We start from the raw sequence: 20123 nt of genomic DNA on the forward strand, positions 1-20123 counted from the left end.
TGAGTCAATGACCGTCAATGTCCTCATGCCGGCGCTGTCTCCCACCATGGAGCAGGGCAAGCTCGCCAAATGGCTCAAGAACGAAGGCGACGCGGTGAAAGCCGGCGACGTCATCGCCGAAATCGAGACCGACAAGGCGACGATGGAGGTCGAGGCCGTCGACGAAGGCGTGCTGGCGCGCATCCTCGTTCCCGGCGGCACCGAGAATGTCGCCGTCAACACGCCGATCGCGGTGATCGCCGAGGAGGGCGAGGAGGTCGCAGATACGGCCGACCACGCGCCGGTCGATCGCGTCGGCGAAGAGGACAAAGCGCAAAAGCAGGCTGAAGCCGCCCCACCGGTTCCGGGCCAGACCGCGCCGCAGGACGAACCCGGCGAAGCCAATAAGGCCGCGACCAAAGCCGCTGTCGAGGCCGCGACGCCCGCGCCCAAGGCGACAAGCGTCGCCGCGCAGCCATCCCCGCGCGTCGCCCCTGAGGTGCCGGAAGGCACGACGATGGTGTCGATGACCATGCGCGAAGCCTTGCGCGACGCGATGGCCGAAGAGATGCGGCGCGACCCGAGCGTCTTCGTGATCGGCGAGGAGGTCGCCGAATATCAGGGCGCCTACAAAGTCACGCAGGGCCTTCTGCAGGAATTCGGCGCCAGACGCGTCGTCGATACGCCCATCACCGAATATGGCTTCGCGGGCGTCGGCGTCGGCGCGGCCTTCGCCGGGCTGCGGCCGATCGTCGAATTCATGACCTTCAATTTTTCGATGCAGGCCATCGACCACATCGTCAATTCGGCGGCGAAAACGCTGTACATGTCCGGTGGACAGATCAACTGTCCGATCGTTTTCCGCGGACCGAATGGCGCCGCGGCCCGCGTCGCCGCGCAGCACAGCCAGGATTATTCCGCCTGGTATTCGCAGGTGCCGGGACTGATCGTGATTTCGCCGTCGAACGCCAGCGACGCGAAGGGACTGTTGAAGGCGGCGATCCGCAATGACAATCCGGTCGTGTTTCTCGAGAATGAGATTCTCTACGGCAAGACGTCGGAAGTGCCGGCGCTGGAGGATTTCGTTCTGCCGATCGGCAAGGCGCGCATCGCCCGGCCCGGCAAGGATGTGACGCTCGTCTCCTTCTCGATCGGCATGACCTATGCGCTGCAGGCCGCCGAACAACTCGCCAAAGAGGGGATCGACGCCGAGGTGATCGATTTGCGCACGCTGCGTCCGATGGACACGGCGACGATCATCGAGTCCGTCAAGAAGACCGGCCGCTGCGTCGCGATCGAAGAAGGCTGGCCGCAGTGCGGCGTATCGGCCGAGATCGCCATGCGCGTGCAGCAAGAGGCCTTCGATTATCTCGACGCGCCGGTGCTGCGCGTCACCGGCAAGGACACGCCGATGCCCTACGCCGCCAATCTCGAAAAGCTCGCGCTGCCGAGCGTCGCGGATGTCATCACGGCGGCGAAGGCGGTGTTGTATCGGTGATCGAGAAAACTTGACCAATCACTTGGGCAGCGTTCCTGCTTACTTCCAGAAATCGGCTGAGATCAATTGCTCTAAATGTACAAAGGCGCTTGTTAGAAATGAGCCTTCGTTTCGACCAAGACGGACGTGCCATCATTTGGCTCGCGCGGCCGAATATGTGTTTATATGTGATCGACAGAGCCAAGATTTCAATTAGTCTTATAATATTAGTTTACGCAGTAAATAGTGTTGGATCGAAATCAAGTTTCTCGGCTGAAGATTTTTTATTCGGTTTATTCTGTATATTGGCGATTGTATTCACTTTCATGTTTTTTAGTCAAAGGTATATTTATGTCGGTCACTCTGACGGTATTTGTCTGTGCATGTTGATCAGACGAAGGGGCCAAGATAAAATTTTTGGCACGATCAGGGAGACTTTATATAGAAATGTCCGTTCGGTGCGGGTCTCGAAAGTTTCGGATAGCTGCGTAATTTTAGCATTTGAACATGAGCCTCCTCCAATTTCTGAAATGACCCAATTTATCGGGCGCGAAGCCGTGGTGCCGTCGAATTATATATTCAGAAATCCCGCGCACGTCGAAGCCGACCTCTCGGCGCGAGGCGCGAACCCGAATGCCCGTAAGGTGACCGCAAAAAAAATTTCGCTCTTGGGTTTAATCTTCATGCTACCTGTTCTCGATAGCGGCCTGCTCTGTAACAGCAGAGTGTGCGAAACTATCTTAGATCAGTGGCGTCGTGTGGCAGAATAACTAGGATCTCGCCAACGCCGTCAACATATCCAAGCGCCCGCCACGCTACCCCTCCGGCCAGAAGTCCTCGGCCATCATCTCTTCGAAGGTCCAGGGGCACTGCGCGGGGAACAGAGAGGCGTCGAGGTCGGTTTCGCGCTGCGCGCCGATCCGTGCCTGCCGATAGGCGAGGGCCGTCGCTTCAGCGATGACCGTCTTGAGGCTGGGATTGTCCGCAAGATGCGCGTCAATCGCGATTCGCTGCTCGTCGACGCTCAGCTTCCAGCTGCGCCCGCGCAGGCTCGGCTGAAAGCGCCATTTCAGCAAGTGAACCATCAGGACGATGAGGCGGCTGACGAGTTCGCGCTTTTCGGTCTTGCCCAAGCTCTCCACCTCTTCGGCGATATGCTCGATATCCGCCTCGCTGAGCTTTCCGGCGCGCAGCAGCGCCGCCTGCTCATTGGCCCAGGCGTAAAAATCTCGGTCGTAAAGCTGGCTCGCGGCCATTTTTGCCTCGGGGGATTTATTCGCTCGGCGCGGCGCGTTCATGGACTGCTCCCGGCAAGGCCTCTAATATATAGCGAACTTTCCGCCGCCAAAGGCGATTCCGCACGATGAACGCTCCCGCTCAATTCCCCGCCGGCGACCGCATCTTCGCTTCGCCTCTCGCGCGCCGTCTGGCGAAGGAGGGCGGACTCGATCTTTCCGCGCTGCAAGGCTCAGGGCCGCACGGCCGGATCATCGAACGCGACGTGCAGACGGCGCTCGCGCGCGGAGAGACGACGAAGGCGGCGCCGCTCGCCGCGGCGCCCTCGGCCGACATAACGCGCAAATTCTTCGAAGCCGGCTCCTTCGAAGAAATCCCGCATGACAATGTACGCAGGGCCATCGCGAGACGGCTGACTGAGGCCATACAGACCATTCCGCTTTTCTATCTCAACGTCGACTGCGAGATCGACGCGCTGCTGCGCCTGCGCGAGGATTTCAACGCCGCCGCGCCGCTGGGGTCCGACGGCAAGCCGACATGGAAGACGTCGGTCAACGACTACGTCGTCAAGGCGCTCGCCATCGCCCTGCAGCGCAAGCCCGAAGCGAATATCACCTACACGCCGGACGCGTTGCTGCGCCACAAATCCTCCGATATCGGCGTCGCCGTGTCGATCCCCGGCGGGCTCGTCACGCCGATCATCCGTAACGCGCAGGCGAAATCGGTTCGCGAGATTTCCGAGGAGATCAAGGACCTCGCCGGCCGCGCCCGCGCGCGCAAGCTGAAGCCGCATGAATATGAAGGCGGCGTCTCGGCGGTGTCCAATCTCGGCATGTATGGCGTGCAGAGTTTCACCGCGCTGATCAATCCGCCGCAGTCGACGATCCTGGCGGTCGGGCAGGGCGCGCAGCGCATGATCGTGAAGAACGGCGCGCCCGTTGTGGCGACAATGATGAGCGTGACGCTCTCCTGCGATCATCGCGCCGTCGACGGCGCGCTCGGCGCCGAGCTTTTGGCGGAATTCAAACATGTCATCGAACATCCGGCGATGATGTTCGCGTAACAATGGGTGATTTGACGCTTCAGTCGACCCTCACCTGTCCGCACTGCGCGCGCGCGGAAACGCTCGATATGCCGCAGGACGCCTGCGTCGTCGTGCATGTCTGCGCCGGCTGCGGCGCGCGGCTGACGCCAAAGACGGGAGACTGCTGCGTGTTCTGCTCCTATGGCGACGTTCCATGCCCGCCCGTGCAGAAGGAGGGCGATTGTTGCGGCGCGCCGATGGACGCGGGTCCCTAATCGCGGCATATGGCTTGCCTGGAACAGCTCTAAACAGGCAAGGAGCGGGCGCGTGGCGACGGAAGCTGACATTTTGAAGGCTCTGGAGGGGCTCTACGGGCCGGGCGGCGCGCCGCTCGCCGGCGCGGTGAGCGGCGTCAACCTATCGGGCGCCAAAGCCTTCGTTTCTTTGGCCGGCGATCCGAGCCAGACGCAGGCCTGGGAGGCGGCGCGAGTTGCGGCCGAGCGCGCGATCAAGGCGGCGCCCGGCATTGAGCAGGCGATCGTGACCCTGACGGCTGAACGCGCCTCGCGCCCCGAGGCTCCGGCGCCTCGGGCTCAAGCCCATGCCCATGCGCATGCCCATGGGCCTGGGCCCGGCGCGCCGCCGCCTCAGCAAAAAGCCGGAATTCCGGCGCTCGAAAAAATTCGCTTCATCGTCGCCGTCGCCTCGGGCAAGGGCGGCGTCGGCAAGTCGACGACGTCGGCCAATCTGGCGCTCGGCCTCGCCGCTCAGGGCTGGCGCGTCGGCCTGCTCGACGCCGACGTCTATGGCCCCTCGATGCCCCGGCTTTTCGGCTTGACCGGCAAACCCAAGGTCGAAGGCGGCAAGCTCGCGCCGCTCGAAGCCTATGGCTTGAAGATCATGTCGATGGGTTTTCTTGTCGACGAGAACGTGCCGATGGTCTGGCGCGGTCCGATGGTGTCGCAGGCGATTTCGCAGATGCTCGGCGAAGTCGCCTGGGGAGAACTCGACGCGCTCGTCATCGACATGCCGCCTGGGACGGGCGACGTTCAACTCACCATCGCGCAGCAGGTGCCGCTCGCCGGCGCGGTGATCGTCTCGACGCCGCAGGATCTGGCGCTGATCGATGCGCGGCGCGCCGTGTCGATGTTCCAGAAAGTCGAGGCGCCGATTCTCGGCGTCATCGAAAATATGAGCTACTTCCTGTGCCCGCACTGCGGCGGCCGCTCGGAAATTTTTGCGCATGGCGGCGCGCGCCATGACGCCGAACAGATGGGCGTGCCTTTTCTTGGCGAGGCGCCGCTCGACATCAAGATCCGTCAAACCTCGGACGCCGGGAGTCCGGTCGTGGGCGCCGAGCCCGACAGCCCACAGGCCGCCGTCTATCTCAATCTTGCGGCGAAGGTTAAAACGCTGCTCGAAACGCAAAAACAGCGCGCTGCGCCAAAGATCGTCGTCGGCTGAACTTGACGGAGCTTGAGTCGAATGTCCTTCAAGCCCGCAGGACAAAACAGCGTCTCTCCCTATTTGGTCGTCGCCGACGCCTCCGCGACGATCAAATTCCTTCAGGCCGTTTTCGACGCCACCGTGCTTCGAACCTTTCCTGATGCGGATGGGCGATTGATGCATGCGGAGGCGCGCATCGACGATACTGTTATCATGCTCGCCGACGCCGCCCCGCAATGGCCAGCGATCGAAGCGCATGTCCACGTCTATGTGCCCTCCGTGGACGAAACTTATGCGCGCGCGTTGCGGGCTGGCGCGGCGTCTGTTCAGGCGCCCGTGCAGAAACACGACGAAGACAAACGCGGCGGCGTCAAGGACGCCGGCGGCACAACCTGGTGGATCGCCACCCGCGTCGATTAGAGAGGGCGCATCCGTAAAAAAATCGCGCCTCCTTTTAGGGAGGCGCGCCAGGCGGGCCGATCGCTGCCGGCCGTCAGGGAGTTCAGAAATGCGTCGGGAACCAGGAATCGTCGCCTTGGTCGAACTTGTAATTGTAGCCGACTGAAAATGCGCCGCCATAGGCCCACACATTGACAGTGGCGGCGGGATTGAACCCGCCAAAAGGCCGTCCTGCCGACTGCGGGATCGCCTCAAAGGCGGACAGGGAATTCTTGAAAGCCCAAAGGACGGAAAAATCGAACGACGAGTTTTTCGTGATCGCGTAGTTGAACCCGCCTCCGAGATGATGCCGGTTCACGCTCGGCGAGAGCACCGCAAAGTTCAACGAACGCGCGATCAGCGAGCTGGTGGCGTAATGATAACCGAGTCGAAGCGCCAGCGTCGGCGTCGCGCGCCACTCGGCGGCGAAGGATGCCGAATCCGTATCCTTCATATTGATGCCGGCGCTGTCGCCGAGCGAGCGCACAAACAGGGGCGCGTTGGAATTGCCTAAAGAGGGAACGGCGGAATAGAAGACATGTCGCCAATCCGCCATGAGCGTAAGGTTGGGCAGGATGTCGTAGGCGAATCCGGCCTGCAATTGGGCGGGGATGTCGAAACTGCCCTGGCCGCCGAGAAGACCCGAATATTTGTCGAAACGCGACATCCACATGGGCGTCGAGCCGGAAAAGCCGAAGCGCAGGCTGTCCGTGATTCCCCACAGCAACCCTAAGCGAAAGCCGCCGCCGTAGGACCAGTCAAACCCCATGTCTGACATCTCCCACGGATTTATTGAAAAGGGCGCGAACGTCTTCACACCCTGAACGTTCAACATCTGCACTGCGATCGTCGGCGCAAGGCCGATCGTAATAGGGCCGATCGCCGTGTGGAAGCGACGCGCATAATCGACGCTGGCGAAGGCTTGTCTCAAATCTAGGCCAACGAAGCCGCCGCCGAACGGTCCACCCAGCGGCGGCCGAGCATATCTCACGTCATAGGCGCTGTTGATGCCGCCATTCGAATAGGTGACAAAGCTCCACGCGGAGTCGGCGTCGATCGGACGAATGTTGCCCGAGTTGGGGATTGGCGTCCATGGACGACCGCTCTGCACGTCGCCCGCCGCGATGAGCCTCGGAAGTCCTTCGGTGCGGTAACCGCGATAAGCAAGATTGGCGGCGACGCCAAACGCAAACTGCCGATCAAGGCCAACAATGGTCGCGGGATTGACCGAGGCGGCCATGCCGTCCCGACCATCGGCCACGCTGGCGCCGGCAAGCGCTCTCTGCCGCGGGCCGTATCCCGTCGCAAAAAAGCCGTCGGCGGCAAAGGAGAGGGATGGCGCAAGCGCGGCGATGGCCGTGAGTGCGAACAGGAAAGTGCGCGAAACAGTGTTTTTCATTGGGGCGAGTCCCGAAGCGCAACGCTTTCAAACGGCGTGGCGGCGTTCGCCCCGTCGCACCGAACCGACGCATACTCACGTTGTTTTAGAGGTTACCAGAGGCGCCTGGCCGTGCAGCGTAAATAACTCTTCGCAGGCGCAGATTTTGTCCGCCTGTTACGTCTTTGCAACACAAGCGCTTTTTTCACGTCGCGTCGGACACGGGGGAGTCGCCGAAGGGCTGATGGGGCTCCCACCGCGGTTGATCCGTATTCAAAGGCCGCTCCAGGATTCAGCAGGCCTGAAAATTCTAAATTGTCAGCGTCTAGGCTCAGCGGGGCCAGACGCTATTTGCCGGTACGCCGCGCGAAACTTGCGACGCGCGCGGGAACGCGGTAATTTTTCCATAATGGCGAGGGGCGCCGCTAGCGCGGCTGAGAAGCACCCGTCGAACCTGATCCGGGTCATGCCGGCGTAGGGAAGGCCAGCGAAAGAGCGAACGGCGCGCCCGCGTCGACGCTATGATAGCGCATCCCTCCTGCGTCTTCCTGACTCAGCGTCCGCTTCCCTTGAAGAAGCGCGATGAAGGAGCGCGATCATGAACATCCACGACAAGCGCATGCCGGCGAGCGTCACCACCGGGCCGATCGGAAAATCGCGCAAGGTCTATTCCTCGCCCAAGGGACGCGACGACATTCGAGTGCCTTGTCGCGAGATCCCGTTGGACCCGTCTTCTGGCGAGCCCCCGCTCCGGGTCTACGACCCTTCGGGACCCTATACCTGCGCATCCTTTGCGCCCGACCTTTCGGCGGGATTGCCCTCGGCGCGTCCCTGGCTCGCGATGCGCACAGGTCTCGAAACTTACCAGGGCCGGGGCGTCAAGCCAGAGGACAATGGCTTCGCCGAAGGCGAGCGTCTGGTGCCGCCTTGCCCGGCAGAGCGCAGGCTTCATCGAGCGGCCGGGGCCAGCCCCGTCACTCAGTTCGAGTTCGCCCGCGCGGGGATCATTACGGAAGAAATGATCTATGTCGCGCATCGCGAGAATCTCTGCCGCGAGCGCGCGCTCGACGTCGCGAGCGAGCGCATCGCTGATGGCGAGAGCTTCGGCGCCGCCATTCCCGAATTCATCACGCCCGAATTTGTGCGCGCGGAAGTCGCGCGCGGCCGCGCCATCATCCCGGCCAATGTCAATCACCCGGAGCTCGAACCGGTCATCATCGGCCGCAACTTCCTGGTGAAGGTCAACGCCAACATCGGCAACTCGGCCGTCACCTCGTCCGTTGCGGATGAGGTCGAAAAGATGGTGTGGGCGATCCGCTGGGGGGCCGACACGGTGATGGACCTCTCCACCGGCCGCAACATTCACAACATCCGCGACTGGATCATCCGCAACGCCTCCGTGCCGATCGGCACCGTGCCGATCTATCAGGCTCTGGAAAAGGTCGGCGGCGATGCGCTGAAGCTCGACTGGGAAGTTTTTAAAGACACGCTGATCGAGCAAGCGGAGCAGGGGGTCGATTACTTCACCATCCACGCCGGCGTGCGCCTCGCCTATGTGCCGCTGACCGCCAATCGCGTCACCGGCATCGTCTCGCGCGGCGGGTCGATCATGGCGCGCTGGTGCCTGTCGAAGCACAAGGAGAGCTTTCTCTACGAGCGCTTCGACGAGATTTGCGACATCATGCGCAAATATGACGTGTCCTTCTCGCTCGGCGACGGTCTACGCCCCGGCTGCAACGCCGACGCCAATGACGCGGCGCAATTTGCCGAGCTGGAGACGCTTGGCGAATTGACGAAGATCGCCTGGGACAAGGGCTGTCAGGTGATGATCGAAGGCCCCGGCCATGTGCCGATGCACAAGATCAAAGCCAATATGGACAAGCAGCTGAAAGTCTGCGGCGAGGCGCCGTTCTATACGCTCGGTCCGCTCGTCACCGACATTGCGCCGGGCTACGATCACATCACGTCAGGCATCGGCGCCGCGATGATTGGCTGGTTCGGCACGTCGATGCTCTGTTACGTCACGCCGAAAGAGCATCTCGGCCTGCCGGATCGCGACGACGTCAAGACCGGCGTCATCACCTATCGCATCGCGGCGCATGCCGCCGATCTCGCCAAGGGTCATCCGGCGGCGCGCGAACGCGACGACGCGATGAGCCGCGCGCGTTTCGATTTCCGCTGGGAGGATCAGTTCGAGATCGGACTCGATCCCGACACGGCGCGCGAATTCCATGACGCGACGCTGCCGAAAGAGGCGCACAAGGTCGCGCATTTCTGCTCGATGTGCGGGCCGAAATTCTGCTCGATGCAGATCACTCGCGACCTGCGCGAGGAGGCGAAAGAGATCGAACGCCAGAAGGGCATGGCCGAAAAGAGCGCGGAATTTTTGGAAAAGGGTGCCAGCATATACGTCGAGGCGAAGTAGGCCCTTAAGGCGAAAAAACGCCCGGCCGAAACCGGGCGCTTTAAATTGCTTAGCTCTTTCCGATGACCTCGACGCGCACCTGTCCGGTGCCGCGTTCGATGAGGCCGAGCTGGGTCGCCGCGCCGCGCGAGACGTCGAGGCTGCGCCCCGTCCAGACCGCCGGTCCGCGGTCATTAATACGCACGACAACCGAACGCCCGGCGTAGGTCAGGCGCAGACGCGTGCCCATCGGCAGGCTCCGGTGCGCCGCGGTCATGTCCCACATGTTGAACAGTTCGCCATTAGCGGTGTGGCTGTTGGGTTCGTAGCGGCGCGGGCCGCCGCCGTAGAATGACGCGTTGGCGGTGAAGCCCTGCGAAGCCTCCGCGTGATGCGAAGCATGGCGTGAGGCGTGATGGTGATGCGCCAGAGCCGGCGCCGTCGTCAGTGCAAGGATCGTCAGTACGCCACAGATACGATTCATTCAGGATTGCTCCGTTTACGCACAATGCGTGAGGGATGCTGACGAGCGCGTTGGCTTCGTCAAGCGCACAGTTTCCATCCGTCTGAATGGAGGCGAAGACAAATTAGTTAATTGTGAAATGTGGCAAAATATGTGTTGCCAATATAATGACGTACTAGCTCATGACAGTGCCAATTATTCTCGGCTGCTTGCCGATGTATTCGATCTGCTGGCGCTAAATAACCTTTACGTATTGCTTTTTGCGCAACAATTGTGCAGTCTAAACTGGCTTAAGCGCTGCGGCGACGGGGAGTGACAAGAGCGAGCAGAGGCGGCAAACATGCGCGCCGGGGAGACTCGCCAATGACAGACGAAAAGCGCGCCGCGATCATCGGCGTCGTCACCGCTTCCGATCGCGCCAGCGCCGGCGTCTATGAAGATGAGAGCGGTCCGGCGGTCGAGGCCTATCTCCGCGCGGCGCTGACGACGCCTTTCCGCATCGAGAGGCGGATCATCCCCGATGGGCTTGAAAGCGTGCGCGATACGCTTATCGACCTAGCCGATACTGTCGGCTGCGACCTCATCGTCACGACCGGCGGCACAGGCCCGAGCCCCCGCGATCTGACGCCCGAGGCGACGCTCGCGGCCTGCTCGCGCGAACTGCCTGGGTTTGGTGAGCTGATGCGACAGGTCTCCCTGGCGCAGACGCCAACTGCGATCCTGTCGCGACAATTGGCCGCCCATCGCGGCAAATGTCTGGTGATCAATCTTCCGGGCAAGCCAAGGGCGATCGAACTCTGTCTCGACGCCGTCATGCCCGCGGTGCCGTACTGCCTCGATCTCATCGGCGCGGCCTATGTCGAGACCGATCCGGCGCTTGTCAAAAGCTTCCGTCCCAAAGCCAAATAGCCGCCCGTTCGGGCAGCGTCAGACGTCCGGATCCAAGCTGCGCGCTTCTCATCGCGGCGCCTCGCCTGTATAGGAAAATGGCGCGTCAGAAAAACCGAATCGAAGCCGCTTAGCTGCGGGAGGCGAGGGCGACTGAACATGAACGAACTGCGTTTGGTGGTAGTCGGCGCGGCGGGCCGCATGGGCCGTATGCTGACCCAGATCATACCCGATACTTTGGGCGTCCGATTGACTGCCGCTTTGGAGCGTCCCGGCTCCGCGGCGCTCGGCGCCGACAGCGGCGGCGGCGCGCCGAACGGCGTGCCGATCACGAGTGACGTCGGCGCCGCCCTCGGCGACGCTGACGCGATCGTCGACTTCTCGGCTCCGAGCAACAGCGTGGAAATGGCTCGGGCGGCGGCGCGCGTGCGGGTGGCGCACATTATCGGCACGACCGGACTGTCTCAGGAAGATCTGGCCGCCATCGCCGAATGCGCGCGCGAAACGGCGATCGTGCGTTCCGGCAATATGAGCCTCGGCGTCAATCTCCTCGCCGTGCTGGTCGAACGCGCGGCGCGCGCGCTTGGACCGGCCTGGGACGCCGAAATCGTCGAAATGCATCACCGCCTCAAGGTCGATGCGCCATCAGGAACGGCGCTGCTGCTCGGCGAGGCGGTCGCGCACGGTCGCGGAATCGATCTCGGCGAGAACAGCGCGCGTGGGCGCGATGGTTTGACAGGTCCGCGGCGGATCGGCGAGATCGGATTTGCGAGCCTGCGCGGCGGCACGGTCGTCGGCGATCACACGGTCGTCTTCGCCGGGGCCGGCGAGCGCATCGAACTCTCGCACCGCGCCGAGGATCGGGGCGTGTTCGCCCGCGGCGCCCTGGCCGCGGCGCTATGGACCCGCGAGAAGGCCCCGGGGCTCTACTCGATGGCCGACGTGCTTGGCCTTTCCGGCGCCTGATCGACGAGTATTTATGAGCATGAATCGCACCCTCGTTCTGGTACGCCACGGTCAAAGCGAGTGGAACGCCAAAAACCTTTTCACCGGGTGGAAAAACCCTGATTTGACGCCGCTCGGCATCGAAGAGGCGCGCCGCGCCGGCCGCGAGCTGAAGAAGCGGGACATTCTATTCAGCGTCGGCTTCACCTCCGCTTTGTTGCGCGCGCAACACACGATCGATCTGATTTTCGAGGAGCTGGGCCAGACGAACGTCCCGACCATCAAGGACCGCGCGTTGAACGAGCGCCATTACGGCGACCTTTCCGGGCTCAATAAGGACGAAGCGCGCGACAAATGGGGCGAAGAGCAGGTGCATCTTTGGCGCCGCTCCTATGACGTGCCGCCCCCAGGCGGCGAGAGCCTGAAGGACACGGTCGCGCGGGTCGTGCCCTTCTATGTCCAGCGAATTCTGCCCCCCGTGATGCGCGGCGAACGGGCGCTGGTCGCGGCGCATGGCAATTCGCTGCGCGCGCTCTGCATGGTGCTGGAACAGATGACGCCCGAGAGCGTAACGACCCTCGAACTCACGACCGGCGTTCCGATCATCTATCAGCTCAACGCCGATTCGACGGTGGCGTCGAAGACTGTGTTGGCTTAGCGTCGGCGCGGCGGAAGCGTCAATCTCATGCAGCGCGGCGGGACGGTGCGCGAAGGCGTGCCGCTGCAACAAGGTCAGAATCAGCTCTTCGCGCGACGCGTGATGTTGGCGGAACCGCGTTGTGGTTTGCGAATTTCAATGTAATCGAGGAACTCACCGATGACTCAGCGGCGTGTGGACGGCGTCGCAAGTCGGGTCACTCTGCATGGAAGGTCCCTTTGAGCATCGCCTGAACCCTCTCGGCCAATTCATCGAGCGTGAATGGCTTGCGCAAGAGCTCCATATTCGGGGCCAGTTGTAATGTCTCCGTCGATTTGCCCGCGTATCCGGTGATAAGCAGGATCGGCAGATCAGGGTGCGCGGCTCGGGCGGCGTCAGCCAATTGAAGTCCGCCCAACCCGGGGAGGCCAACATCGCTGATCAAGAGGTCCAACGGCTCGCCTGACTCTATTATTTTCAATCCTGCCGTCCCATCACCGGCTTCAATTGTATCGTAGCCCATTTCAGCGAGGGCGCCGACAATTAGAGAGCGCACCTCCTCTTGATCCTCGACGACCAGGGTTTTTCCTTGATGCGTAGCGAAGGGGGAATCGAATTTCGCCCCGGTCGGCGGCTGGTCTTTGGCGGCTGGGGATGGAAGCGGCGCGTGTCCCGGCAGATAAATTCGCGCTCTGGTCCCCTCGCCAGGGGCGCTTTCGATTCGCACGTGCCCGCCAGATTGTTTGACGAAGCCGTAAACCTGCGACAGGCCCAAACCCGTCCCCTGTCCCGTGGGCTTTGTTGAAAAAAACGGTTCGAAAACGCGGCTGAGCAGATCATGACTCATCCCCACGCCGCTATCCGTCACCTCGATCTCAACATAGTCTCCTGGCTCCACATCGGGATCGGAAGAATCGCTCGCTAACGTCCGATCGGCGGTCGCGATCCTGAGCGAGCCGCCTTGCGGCATGGCGTCCCGAGCGTTGATTGCGAGATTCAACAAGACGCTCTCGAGTTGGGAGGGGTCGCAGCTCACGCTCCAGCGGCAGCCCAAGCGTAGATCCAGATGGATTTCGGGCCCCAACGTTCGGCGCAGCATTTCCTCTATGCCTGCCACGAGCTTGTTGGAGTCGATCTCCCGCGGCAATAACGTCTGTCGACGCGAGAAGGCCAGCATGCGGTTGGTGAGGCTGGAGGCGGTCGTCGACGCTTTCCGTATCGCCGCCAGGGGGCCGTCTATCGCGTTCGCGCGCCCAAGCGCAATCTGGCGTTCGATCACATCAAGGGAAGCGACGATGACTTGAAGCACATTATTGAAGTCGTGCGCGATGCCGCCGGTCAATTGGCCGAGCGCTTCCATTTTTTGCGCGTGGGCCAGCTGCTCCTCGCTCGCGAGCAGCGCAGCGTTAGCGTGACGTAGCTGCTCCATCGAAGGAAGGGCGAGGAAATTCGGCATAGCCCACCATAATGCGACCGCCGTCGCTACGGAGGCGATCGCAGTTGCCGCTTTGACGAGCCCCTGCAAGCCGTAGAGCGGAGCCCAGAGGGTGAAAAGATCGAACAAATGCGTCATGCCGCACAGCAGGATGAACGCGGCAAATAGCCATAACAGCGGCCGAAATATGAGATCGCTCCTCCGCTTTCCCACAATCACGAGCGTCAGAGGGATGGAGAAATACGCCAGCGCGATAATGGCGTCGGAAACCGCATAGAGCCAGATCAGTCCCGGTTCCCATAGCAAGCAGTATCCATGCGGCGACAGGCCAGAGGTGTCAAAAAGCCACTCGCTCAGTGCAGACAGCATGTACCCAGCTCCAGAGAAGAATTGCAGAAGCATTGAGAGCTGGGCGCGGGACGGACGAAGCCTTCAGCGATACTTTGCGCGAACGCTTTAGTGTCGCCTGTGCCTTTGCCTCACATGAAAGATCTCGCTTTAATCTTCTAGCACGATCGTTGTCGCGGCGGCGCCCAGCAACATTTCGGTCGAAATGCTAGCTCACCCACAATGCGCTGCAGATTGGTTCAGCCGTGCGCGACGCGTTTCAGCCATAGCGCCGGATAGACGAAACGCCCGTTCGGCGCCACATCTCGCTTCATGTCTGAAATCGCGCCCGGCGCGTTCCATTATCCGAGCTTTCTCGACGCAGCGGCGCAGACGACCCTGGCTGAAGAGATCGCCGAGGTCATCGCCGCCGCGCCGCTCTATGTCTCGACCATGCCGAAGACAGGCGCCCCAATGTCGGTGCATATGACGAATTGCGGCGCGCTCGGCTGGGTCAGCGATAAGGAACGGGGCTACCGCTACGAGCCGCGCCATCCTCAGACCGGGAATCCCTGGCCGGCGATGCCGCAAAGGCTTCTCGAATTGTGGAACGAACTCGCGCATTACCACAATCCGCCTGAAGCCTGTCTGGTGAATGTCTATGACGCAACGGCGCGCATGGGCCTCCATCAGGATAAGGATGAATCCGATTTCGAAGCGCCGATACTCTCTTTGTCGCTTGGCGCCGACTGCCGCTTTAAGCTTGGCGGAACGCGGCGCGGCGATCGCGCGATCGCCCTGACGCTATCGTCCGGAGACGCGCTCGTCCTCTCCGGACCCGCCAGGATGCGCTACCACGGCGTCGACAGGTTATTGCCGACGATTGGGGCGCCACTGCCGCCGGCGCTTGCCGCGCTTGGCGCGCGCGTCAATCTGACGCTTCGGCGCGTTACTTAAGTTTCGGGTTCAGCGGGCGTTCACCGCTTCCGGGATAATGTCCCGAGCAGCGAACGTAAACGCCGGCGTAGTTGTCTTGAACGCCGGCTTCGTTGTAGTTTCCAACCCGTCTAAAGAGCGCCGGCGAGGCGCCATATTTGGCCGGGCGCATTTCAAAAAGGGCGGGCGCGACGCGAACGCCGGGAAGAGGAAAGGAACAAGGATGAAGACAATTTCCCTGCTGACGTTCGCCGCGAGCGTCGCTTTCGCCGCATCCGCCGGCCAGGCTCTCGCCGCTGGCGATCCAGCTGCGGGCGAAAAGATCTTCGCGAAGTGCAAAGCCTGCCATCAGGTCGGTGAAACCGCCAAGAACGCCGTCGCGCCTCAGCTCAACGGCCTCGACGGCCGCAAGGCGGGCTCCGTCGAGGGCTACAACTATTCCGAGGCTGACAAGAATTCCGGCATCGTCTGGGACGAGGCCAGCTTCAAGGAGTTCATCAAGAATCCCAAGGCCAAGATCCCTGGCACCAAGATGATCTTCCAGGGCCTGCCCAATGATGCGGACCAGGAGAACGTGTGGGCCTATCTCGTTCAGTTCGGCCCCGACGGCAAGAAGAAGTAACGCATCATCCTGACGTGACGTTTCTGGCGGTCCTGTTCTCAGGGCCGCCATTTTTTTTGCGCTCTTGCATGAGGAGAAGAATCAGGGCGGTGAGCCTCGAGGCTCAGAGCGTGTCGAAAATACAACAGTCAATAAAAGTGATGATTTAATCTTTGAAAGAGTTCCAGCTAAAAATCGCTTTTATGTCGTAATTCAGCAACACTCAGTTACAATCGGAAACATTACTTGGAAGCCTTCCATGCTAGCCCCTTGTCGTAATTGACAGTTTTTAAAGTCAAACCTTAACCATTGCCTAGTCGCGAGCTTGAACCGCGCGGAAGGGGCAGACATGATTATGAAGCAATCCCTGTCAGTACAGACGCTCTCCTCCCTTGCTGGGGCGTTTGACCGGATGACAGGCGCGGCTTCGGTCGGCGCCCTGACTCTTGCCATCGCGCTGACGCCCACGGCTCCCGCTTTTGCGCAATCCCAGTCCGGGCCCCTGCCACCGATACGAGTCGAGGCGCCGCCAGAGAAACCCCGTGCGGCCGCGCAGGTAAAGCCGAAACCTGTCGCTTCGCAGGCGCGCTCCGCGAGCGGCGCCCAAAAGTTGCCGCCCATCGACGTTGGAGGCGCACGACGCAGCGCTCGGGTCGCGCCCGTGCGCTCCGCCTTGGTCACAGGGGCTACCGTTTCGAGCGGGACTGTCGGAGCGGCCTCGACCGGCGCGGGCAGCGCGGCCTTCGCTGCGGCCGTCGCCAACGTCGGTCGTAACCCGACCGACGTTCATGGCTACTTCGCCGGCAGAATTTCAACCGCGACGAAGACCAACACGCCGATACTCAACATACCTCAGTCGGTTACAGTTCTGACACGACAGCAGCTCGACGATCGCAACAGTCTCGCGCTGGAAAACGCCTTGGCCTACGTCCCCGGCGTAACGGTGGCGCAGGGCGAGCGTAACCGCGACCAGATCACCATTCGCGGGCAAAATACCACAGCGGATTTCTACATCGACGGCGTGCGCGACGACGCGGAATATTATCGCGATCTCTACAACATTCAGGCGGTCGAAGTGCTCAAAGGCCCCAGCGCGCTGATCTTCGGCCGCGGCGGCGGCGGCGGCGTCGTCAACCGAGTGACCAAGAAGGCCGACGGCGAGACGATAAACGATCTTCGGTTCGTCACCGGCAGCTTCGGTCGCAAGCGCGTCACCGCCGACTTCGGGCGGGCGATCACCGACACGATCGCCGTGCGTCTAAACGCCCTTTACGAACATTCCTACGGCTATCGCGACTTCGACAAGCTCGAGCGCTGGGGCGTCAATCCGGCGCTGTCATGGAAGCCTTTCGAGAACACCTTCGTGCTGTTCAATTACGAGCATTTTCGCGATCGCCGCACGGTGGATCGCGGCGTGCCGTCATTCGGTGGGTTCCAGTTCCTCGGCGAGAACATTTATCCGGGCTATCCGCTGCTAACCCCGCGTTCGGCTTTCTTCGGCGTCGGCAATCCATCCGTGCGTGACGTGAACTACGCCAGAATCAACATGGACCGCGCCGCTCTCGTGATTGATCATACGACCGAGTTCGGGTTGAATATCCGTAATCAGCTGGCCTGGGCGAATTACGACAAGCTATATCAGAACACATTCCCCGATCAGACGTTGGGACAGTTGTCGCAACAACTCAATCCGGCGCTGAACGGGCTAAGCCCGATCACGATCACGCCGGTGGGCGTCGCGCGACTCGACGGCTACCTCGCGCCGACGCCGCGACGCAATATCTTCAACCAGACTGACTTGACCTATAAATTTGAGATGGCGCCCGAGATCCGCCACTTGCTGCTCGTGGGCGCGGAGTTCGGCAATCAATGGTCTTTTACGGGAAGAGACATCTCGCGGTTCAACAATCCGTTCAACGGACCGCGAAGGCTGACGACTCCGTTCTGGGCTCCGACGGTTTACGCGCCGGTCTTCTTCGACAACTACTTTGATACGGCGACGCGGCGCTGGAACACGAACCTCGACATTGGCTCCGGCTATGTCCAGGACCAGATCGAGGTGACCAAATATTTCGATGTTCTCGCAGGCGTACGATTCGACAGCTTCCATATGAGGTTCAACGACGGGATCACCTTCGAAAACCAGAGCCGCCTCGATAACAAGTGGTCGCCGAGATTCGGTCTGATTTTCAAACCCGTGGAGATCGTCTCCTTATACGGAACCTATTCGCGCTCGTTCCTGCCGCAGTCGGGCGATCAGTTCAATCAGCTGCCAAGGTCGGCCGCGAGTCTGGCGCCGCAGGGCTTCGAGAATATCGAGTTCGGCTTCAAGGCGCAGCTCCTGCCGACGCTGCTGTTCACTGGCGCGATCTATCAACTGAACCGTTCGAACCAGGCGTTGACGCTGACTGCGCTGACCTCCGTTCTCGCCAATACGCGCACGCAAGGCGCCGAACTGGGACTCACCGGCAATGTGACCGACGAATGGCAGGTCTCGCTTGGATACGGACACCAGGACGCGCGCGTGGTGTCGACCGATGCCGCCTTCAATCCGCGGCAGCCCTTCCTGACGGATGTCGGCAAGGTCAATCCGTCGGTCCCGAGAAACACGTTCTCGTACTGGAACCGTTACGATTTGTCGTCGTTCGTTGGCGGGGGTCCCGGCGTTCTCGGAGTCGGCGCCGGCGTGATCTATGCTTCGAGCTTCTACCCGTCTCTCGACAACAGGGTGATCGTGCCCGGTTACGCGCGCGTTGACGGCGCGCTTTTTGTGAAGGTGACGGAAAACATCTCCGGCCAGCTCAACATCGAGAACCTCACCGGCGCCTACTACTACGCCTCGGCGCACAACAACAACAACATCATGCCCGGCGCCCCGCGCTCGGCCTATGTCACAGTCAATGCGAGGTTCTAGCCTGCGAAACATTGCCGGCCCGCGGATTGGCTTGCATGGCCTCCCTTGGCGCCTGTGAAAGTCCGCGCGCTCGAAGCCGCACACGCGTGCGGCGCCGGCTAAAAGCTCTTGCGCCGCGCCCGCTGGTCCTGCACCTAGGGCGCCGTGACCCGCAAACCCGACGAAATATCCGCCGATCTGATGCAGCCGCTGGCGACTCTGCCTGTGTTCTACGCCCTTGCGGGGCGGCGCGTGCTGGTCATTGGCGGCGGCGAAGCGGCGGCCTGGAAGGTCGATTTGGCGGCCGCGACCGGAGCGCGGGTAGACGTTTTTGCGCCTGCGCCCTGTGACAAGCTTCGCGAGATCGGCGAGGCGCGCGACAATGTCTCCCTCCATCCGCGCGCCGTCGCGCCGGATGATTTCGCCGGCGCGGCGATGGCGCTTGGCGCGGTGGAGGATGACTCGCTCGCGCGTCAGGCCCATCAGTGGGCGCGCGCGGCCGGCGTGCCGATCAATCTCGCCGATCGGCCTGCGCTCAGCGATTTCATTATGGGCGCCATCGTCAACCGCTCTCCGCTCGTGATCGGGGTCTCGACGGGCGGCGCATCGCCAGTTTTCGCCCAGGCGGTGCGCGGCCGGATCGAGACGCTGGTGCCCGCGACATTCCAGGCCTGGGCGCGCGCGGCGCAGGCCTGGCGGCCGTTCGTGCGTGCGTCCGGACTCGACTTTCTGGCGCGGCGCGATTTCTGGCGCCGCTTCACGCGGCTCGCGTTCCGCGACATCGAGCGCGCGCCGCAAGAGGACGACCGCGCGGCGCTGGTCGAAGAGGCGCGCGCCGGCGCCGAGGCCACGGCGCGCGGACGAGTCACGCTCGTCGGGGCAGGGCCCGGCGATCCGGAGCTGCTGACGCTGAAGGGCATGCGCGCGCTCGCCGGCGCCGACGTCGTGCTCTTCGACGACCTGGTTCCGGCGAGCATTCTCGATCTCGCCCGCCGCGAAGCGACGCGGATCAATGTCGGCAAGCGCGGCTATGCGCCGTCGGTGCGCCAGGAGGAAATCAGCGCTCTGCTCGTCGAACTCGCGCGGGAGGGAAAGAACGTCGTGCGGCTGAAAGGCGGCGATCCGCTCATCTTCGGCCGCGCTAACGAGGAAATCGCCGCGCTGCGCGAAGCAGGCTTCTCCATAGAGATCGTGCCCGGCGTGACCGCCGCCTGCGCCGGCGGCGCTGCGATCGGCGCATCGCTGACGAGCCGGGAGACGGCCCGGCGTCTGCAATTCATCACCGCGCACACGAAGGACGGCGAATTTCCCGAAGACTTCGATTGGGGCGCGCTCGCCGACGAACGCGCTACGACGGCCGTCTATATGGGCAACCGCACGCTCCCCGCATTGTCGCGTCGTCTGCTGCAGGAGGGCATGTCGCACGATACGCCCGCCTTCCTCATTGAACGCGCTTCCACGCCGCAAGAGCGGGTGGTCAAGGGCACGATCGCGGATTTGCCGTCAAAAGCGGCTGAACAGACCATTGTCGGGCCGGTGATGGTGCTGATCGGCTGGGCGCTGGCGGAGAACTGATTCAGCGCTATTGTTGGCGAACAGACGCGCGCGGAGAAGCG

The 20123-nt window shown here is 62.1% G+C and carries 18 protein-coding genes and 1 riboswitch; of the genes, 14 read left to right on the forward strand and 4 right to left on the reverse strand.

The window, feature by feature from the left end; genetic code table 11:
• Positions 1 to 7: 7 nt before the first annotated feature.
• The gene (locus EHO51_RS06450) at positions 8 to 1477 is read left to right on the forward strand and encodes a pyruvate dehydrogenase complex E1 component subunit beta (RefSeq protein WP_124738206.1); all 1470 of its coding nucleotides are present in this window, start codon (positions 8 to 10) and stop codon (positions 1475 to 1477) included.
• Between the two features lie 98 nt (positions 1478 to 1575).
• Positions 1576 to 2226 (forward strand): hypothetical protein, encoded by a 651-nt coding sequence (locus EHO51_RS06455; RefSeq protein WP_124738207.1) that lies wholly within the window; start codon positions 1576 to 1578, stop codon positions 2224 to 2226.
• 45 nt (positions 2227 to 2271) lie between these two features.
• Here EHO51_RS06455 and EHO51_RS06460 read toward each other — a convergent pair whose 3' ends face one another.
• Positions 2272 to 2754, reverse strand: coding sequence for a DUF29 domain-containing protein (locus tag EHO51_RS06460; protein ID WP_245434777.1), 483 nt, complete (start codon positions 2752 to 2754; stop codon positions 2272 to 2274).
• Between the two features lie 65 nt (positions 2755 to 2819).
• Between EHO51_RS06460 and EHO51_RS06465 the strand changes: the two genes are divergently transcribed.
• From EHO51_RS06465 to EHO51_RS06480, 4 genes are read left to right on the forward strand one after another with little or no spacing between them, the layout of a single operon-like run.
• A complete protein-coding gene (locus tag EHO51_RS06465) occupies positions 2820 to 3755 on the forward strand; it encodes a 2-oxo acid dehydrogenase subunit E2 (protein ID WP_124738208.1) in 936 nt (311 codons plus the stop codon).
• A 2-nt stretch (positions 3756 to 3757) separates the two neighbouring features.
• A complete protein-coding gene (locus tag EHO51_RS06470; protein WP_124738209.1) occupies positions 3758 to 3991 on the forward strand; it encodes a GDCCVxC domain-containing (seleno)protein in 234 nt (77 codons plus the stop codon).
• A gap of 52 nt (positions 3992 to 4043) precedes the next feature.
• Positions 4044 to 5180, forward strand: coding sequence for an Mrp/NBP35 family ATP-binding protein (locus EHO51_RS06475; protein ID WP_124738210.1), 1137 nt, complete (start codon positions 4044 to 4046; stop codon positions 5178 to 5180).
• 21 nt (positions 5181 to 5201) lie between these two features.
• Positions 5202 to 5582 (forward strand): VOC family protein, encoded by a 381-nt coding sequence (locus tag EHO51_RS06480; RefSeq protein ID WP_124738211.1) that lies wholly within the window; start codon positions 5202 to 5204, stop codon positions 5580 to 5582.
• Between the two features lie 82 nt (positions 5583 to 5664).
• On the opposite strand, the gene EHO51_RS06485 is transcribed toward EHO51_RS06480, so the two are convergent.
• Entirely contained in the window at positions 5665 to 6999 is a 1335-nt protein-coding gene (locus EHO51_RS06485; protein WP_124738212.1) for an OmpP1/FadL family transporter, read from the reverse strand.
• Between the two features lie 384 nt (positions 7000 to 7383).
• Positions 7384 to 7477: riboswitch (TPP riboswitch) on the forward strand.
• A gap of 99 nt (positions 7478 to 7576) precedes the next feature.
• Between EHO51_RS06485 and thiC the strand changes: the two genes are divergently transcribed.
• Positions 7577 to 9403, forward strand: a complete 1827-nt coding sequence (gene thiC, locus EHO51_RS06490; RefSeq protein ID WP_124738213.1) for a phosphomethylpyrimidine synthase ThiC — start codon at positions 7577 to 7579, stop codon at positions 9401 to 9403.
• Positions 9404 to 9452: 49 nt separating this feature from the next.
• Here the strand turns inward: thiC and EHO51_RS06495 are convergent, their stop codons facing one another.
• Positions 9453 to 9866, reverse strand: coding sequence for a septal ring lytic transglycosylase RlpA family protein (locus EHO51_RS06495; protein ID WP_124738214.1), 414 nt, complete (start codon positions 9864 to 9866; stop codon positions 9453 to 9455).
• Positions 9867 to 10208: 342 nt separating this feature from the next.
• Here EHO51_RS06495 and mog point away from each other — a divergent pair, with 342 nt between their 5' ends.
• From mog to EHO51_RS06510, 3 genes are all read left to right on the forward strand, one after another.
• On the forward strand, positions 10209 to 10754 hold the full coding sequence (mog, locus tag EHO51_RS06500) for a molybdopterin adenylyltransferase (RefSeq protein WP_124738215.1): 546 nt from the start codon (positions 10209 to 10211) through the stop codon (positions 10752 to 10754).
• Between the two features lie 138 nt (positions 10755 to 10892).
• Positions 10893 to 11699 (forward strand): 4-hydroxy-tetrahydrodipicolinate reductase, encoded by an 807-nt coding sequence (dapB, locus tag EHO51_RS06505; protein WP_124738216.1) that lies wholly within the window; start codon positions 10893 to 10895, stop codon positions 11697 to 11699.
• Positions 11700 to 11712: 13 nt separating this feature from the next.
• Entirely contained in the window at positions 11713 to 12336 is a 624-nt protein-coding gene (locus EHO51_RS06510) for a 2,3-bisphosphoglycerate-dependent phosphoglycerate mutase (protein WP_018408349.1), read from the forward strand.
• A 196-nt stretch (positions 12337 to 12532) separates the two neighbouring features.
• On the opposite strand, the gene EHO51_RS06515 is transcribed toward EHO51_RS06510, so the two are convergent.
• The gene (locus EHO51_RS06515) at positions 12533 to 14119 is read right to left on the reverse strand and encodes an ATP-binding protein (protein ID WP_124738217.1); all 1587 of its coding nucleotides are present in this window, start codon (positions 14117 to 14119) and stop codon (positions 12533 to 12535) included.
• A 291-nt stretch (positions 14120 to 14410) separates the two neighbouring features.
• Here EHO51_RS06515 and EHO51_RS06520 point away from each other — a divergent pair, with 291 nt between their 5' ends.
• The 4 genes from EHO51_RS06520 (at position 14411) to cysG (ending at position 20082) form a co-directional block, all read left to right on the forward strand.
• Entirely contained in the window at positions 14411 to 15034 is a 624-nt protein-coding gene (locus tag EHO51_RS06520) for an alpha-ketoglutarate-dependent dioxygenase AlkB family protein (RefSeq protein ID WP_124738218.1), read from the forward strand.
• A 202-nt stretch (positions 15035 to 15236) separates the two neighbouring features.
• On the forward strand, positions 15237 to 15635 hold the full coding sequence (locus EHO51_RS06525) for a cytochrome c-554 (protein WP_018408347.1): 399 nt from the start codon (positions 15237 to 15239) through the stop codon (positions 15633 to 15635).
• 391 nt (positions 15636 to 16026) lie between these two features.
• On the forward strand, positions 16027 to 18528 hold the full coding sequence (locus EHO51_RS06530) for a TonB-dependent receptor (RefSeq protein ID WP_124738219.1): 2502 nt from the start codon (positions 16027 to 16029) through the stop codon (positions 18526 to 18528).
• 144 nt (positions 18529 to 18672) lie between these two features.
• Positions 18673 to 20082, forward strand: a complete 1410-nt coding sequence (cysG, locus tag EHO51_RS06535) for a siroheme synthase CysG (RefSeq protein WP_124738220.1) — start codon at positions 18673 to 18675, stop codon at positions 20080 to 20082.
• Positions 20083 to 20123 lie beyond the last annotated feature (41 nt).

It is taken from the genome of Methylocystis rosea (genome assembly GCF_003855495.1).
Lineage (GTDB): Bacteria > Pseudomonadota > Alphaproteobacteria > Rhizobiales > Beijerinckiaceae > Methylocystis > Methylocystis rosea_A.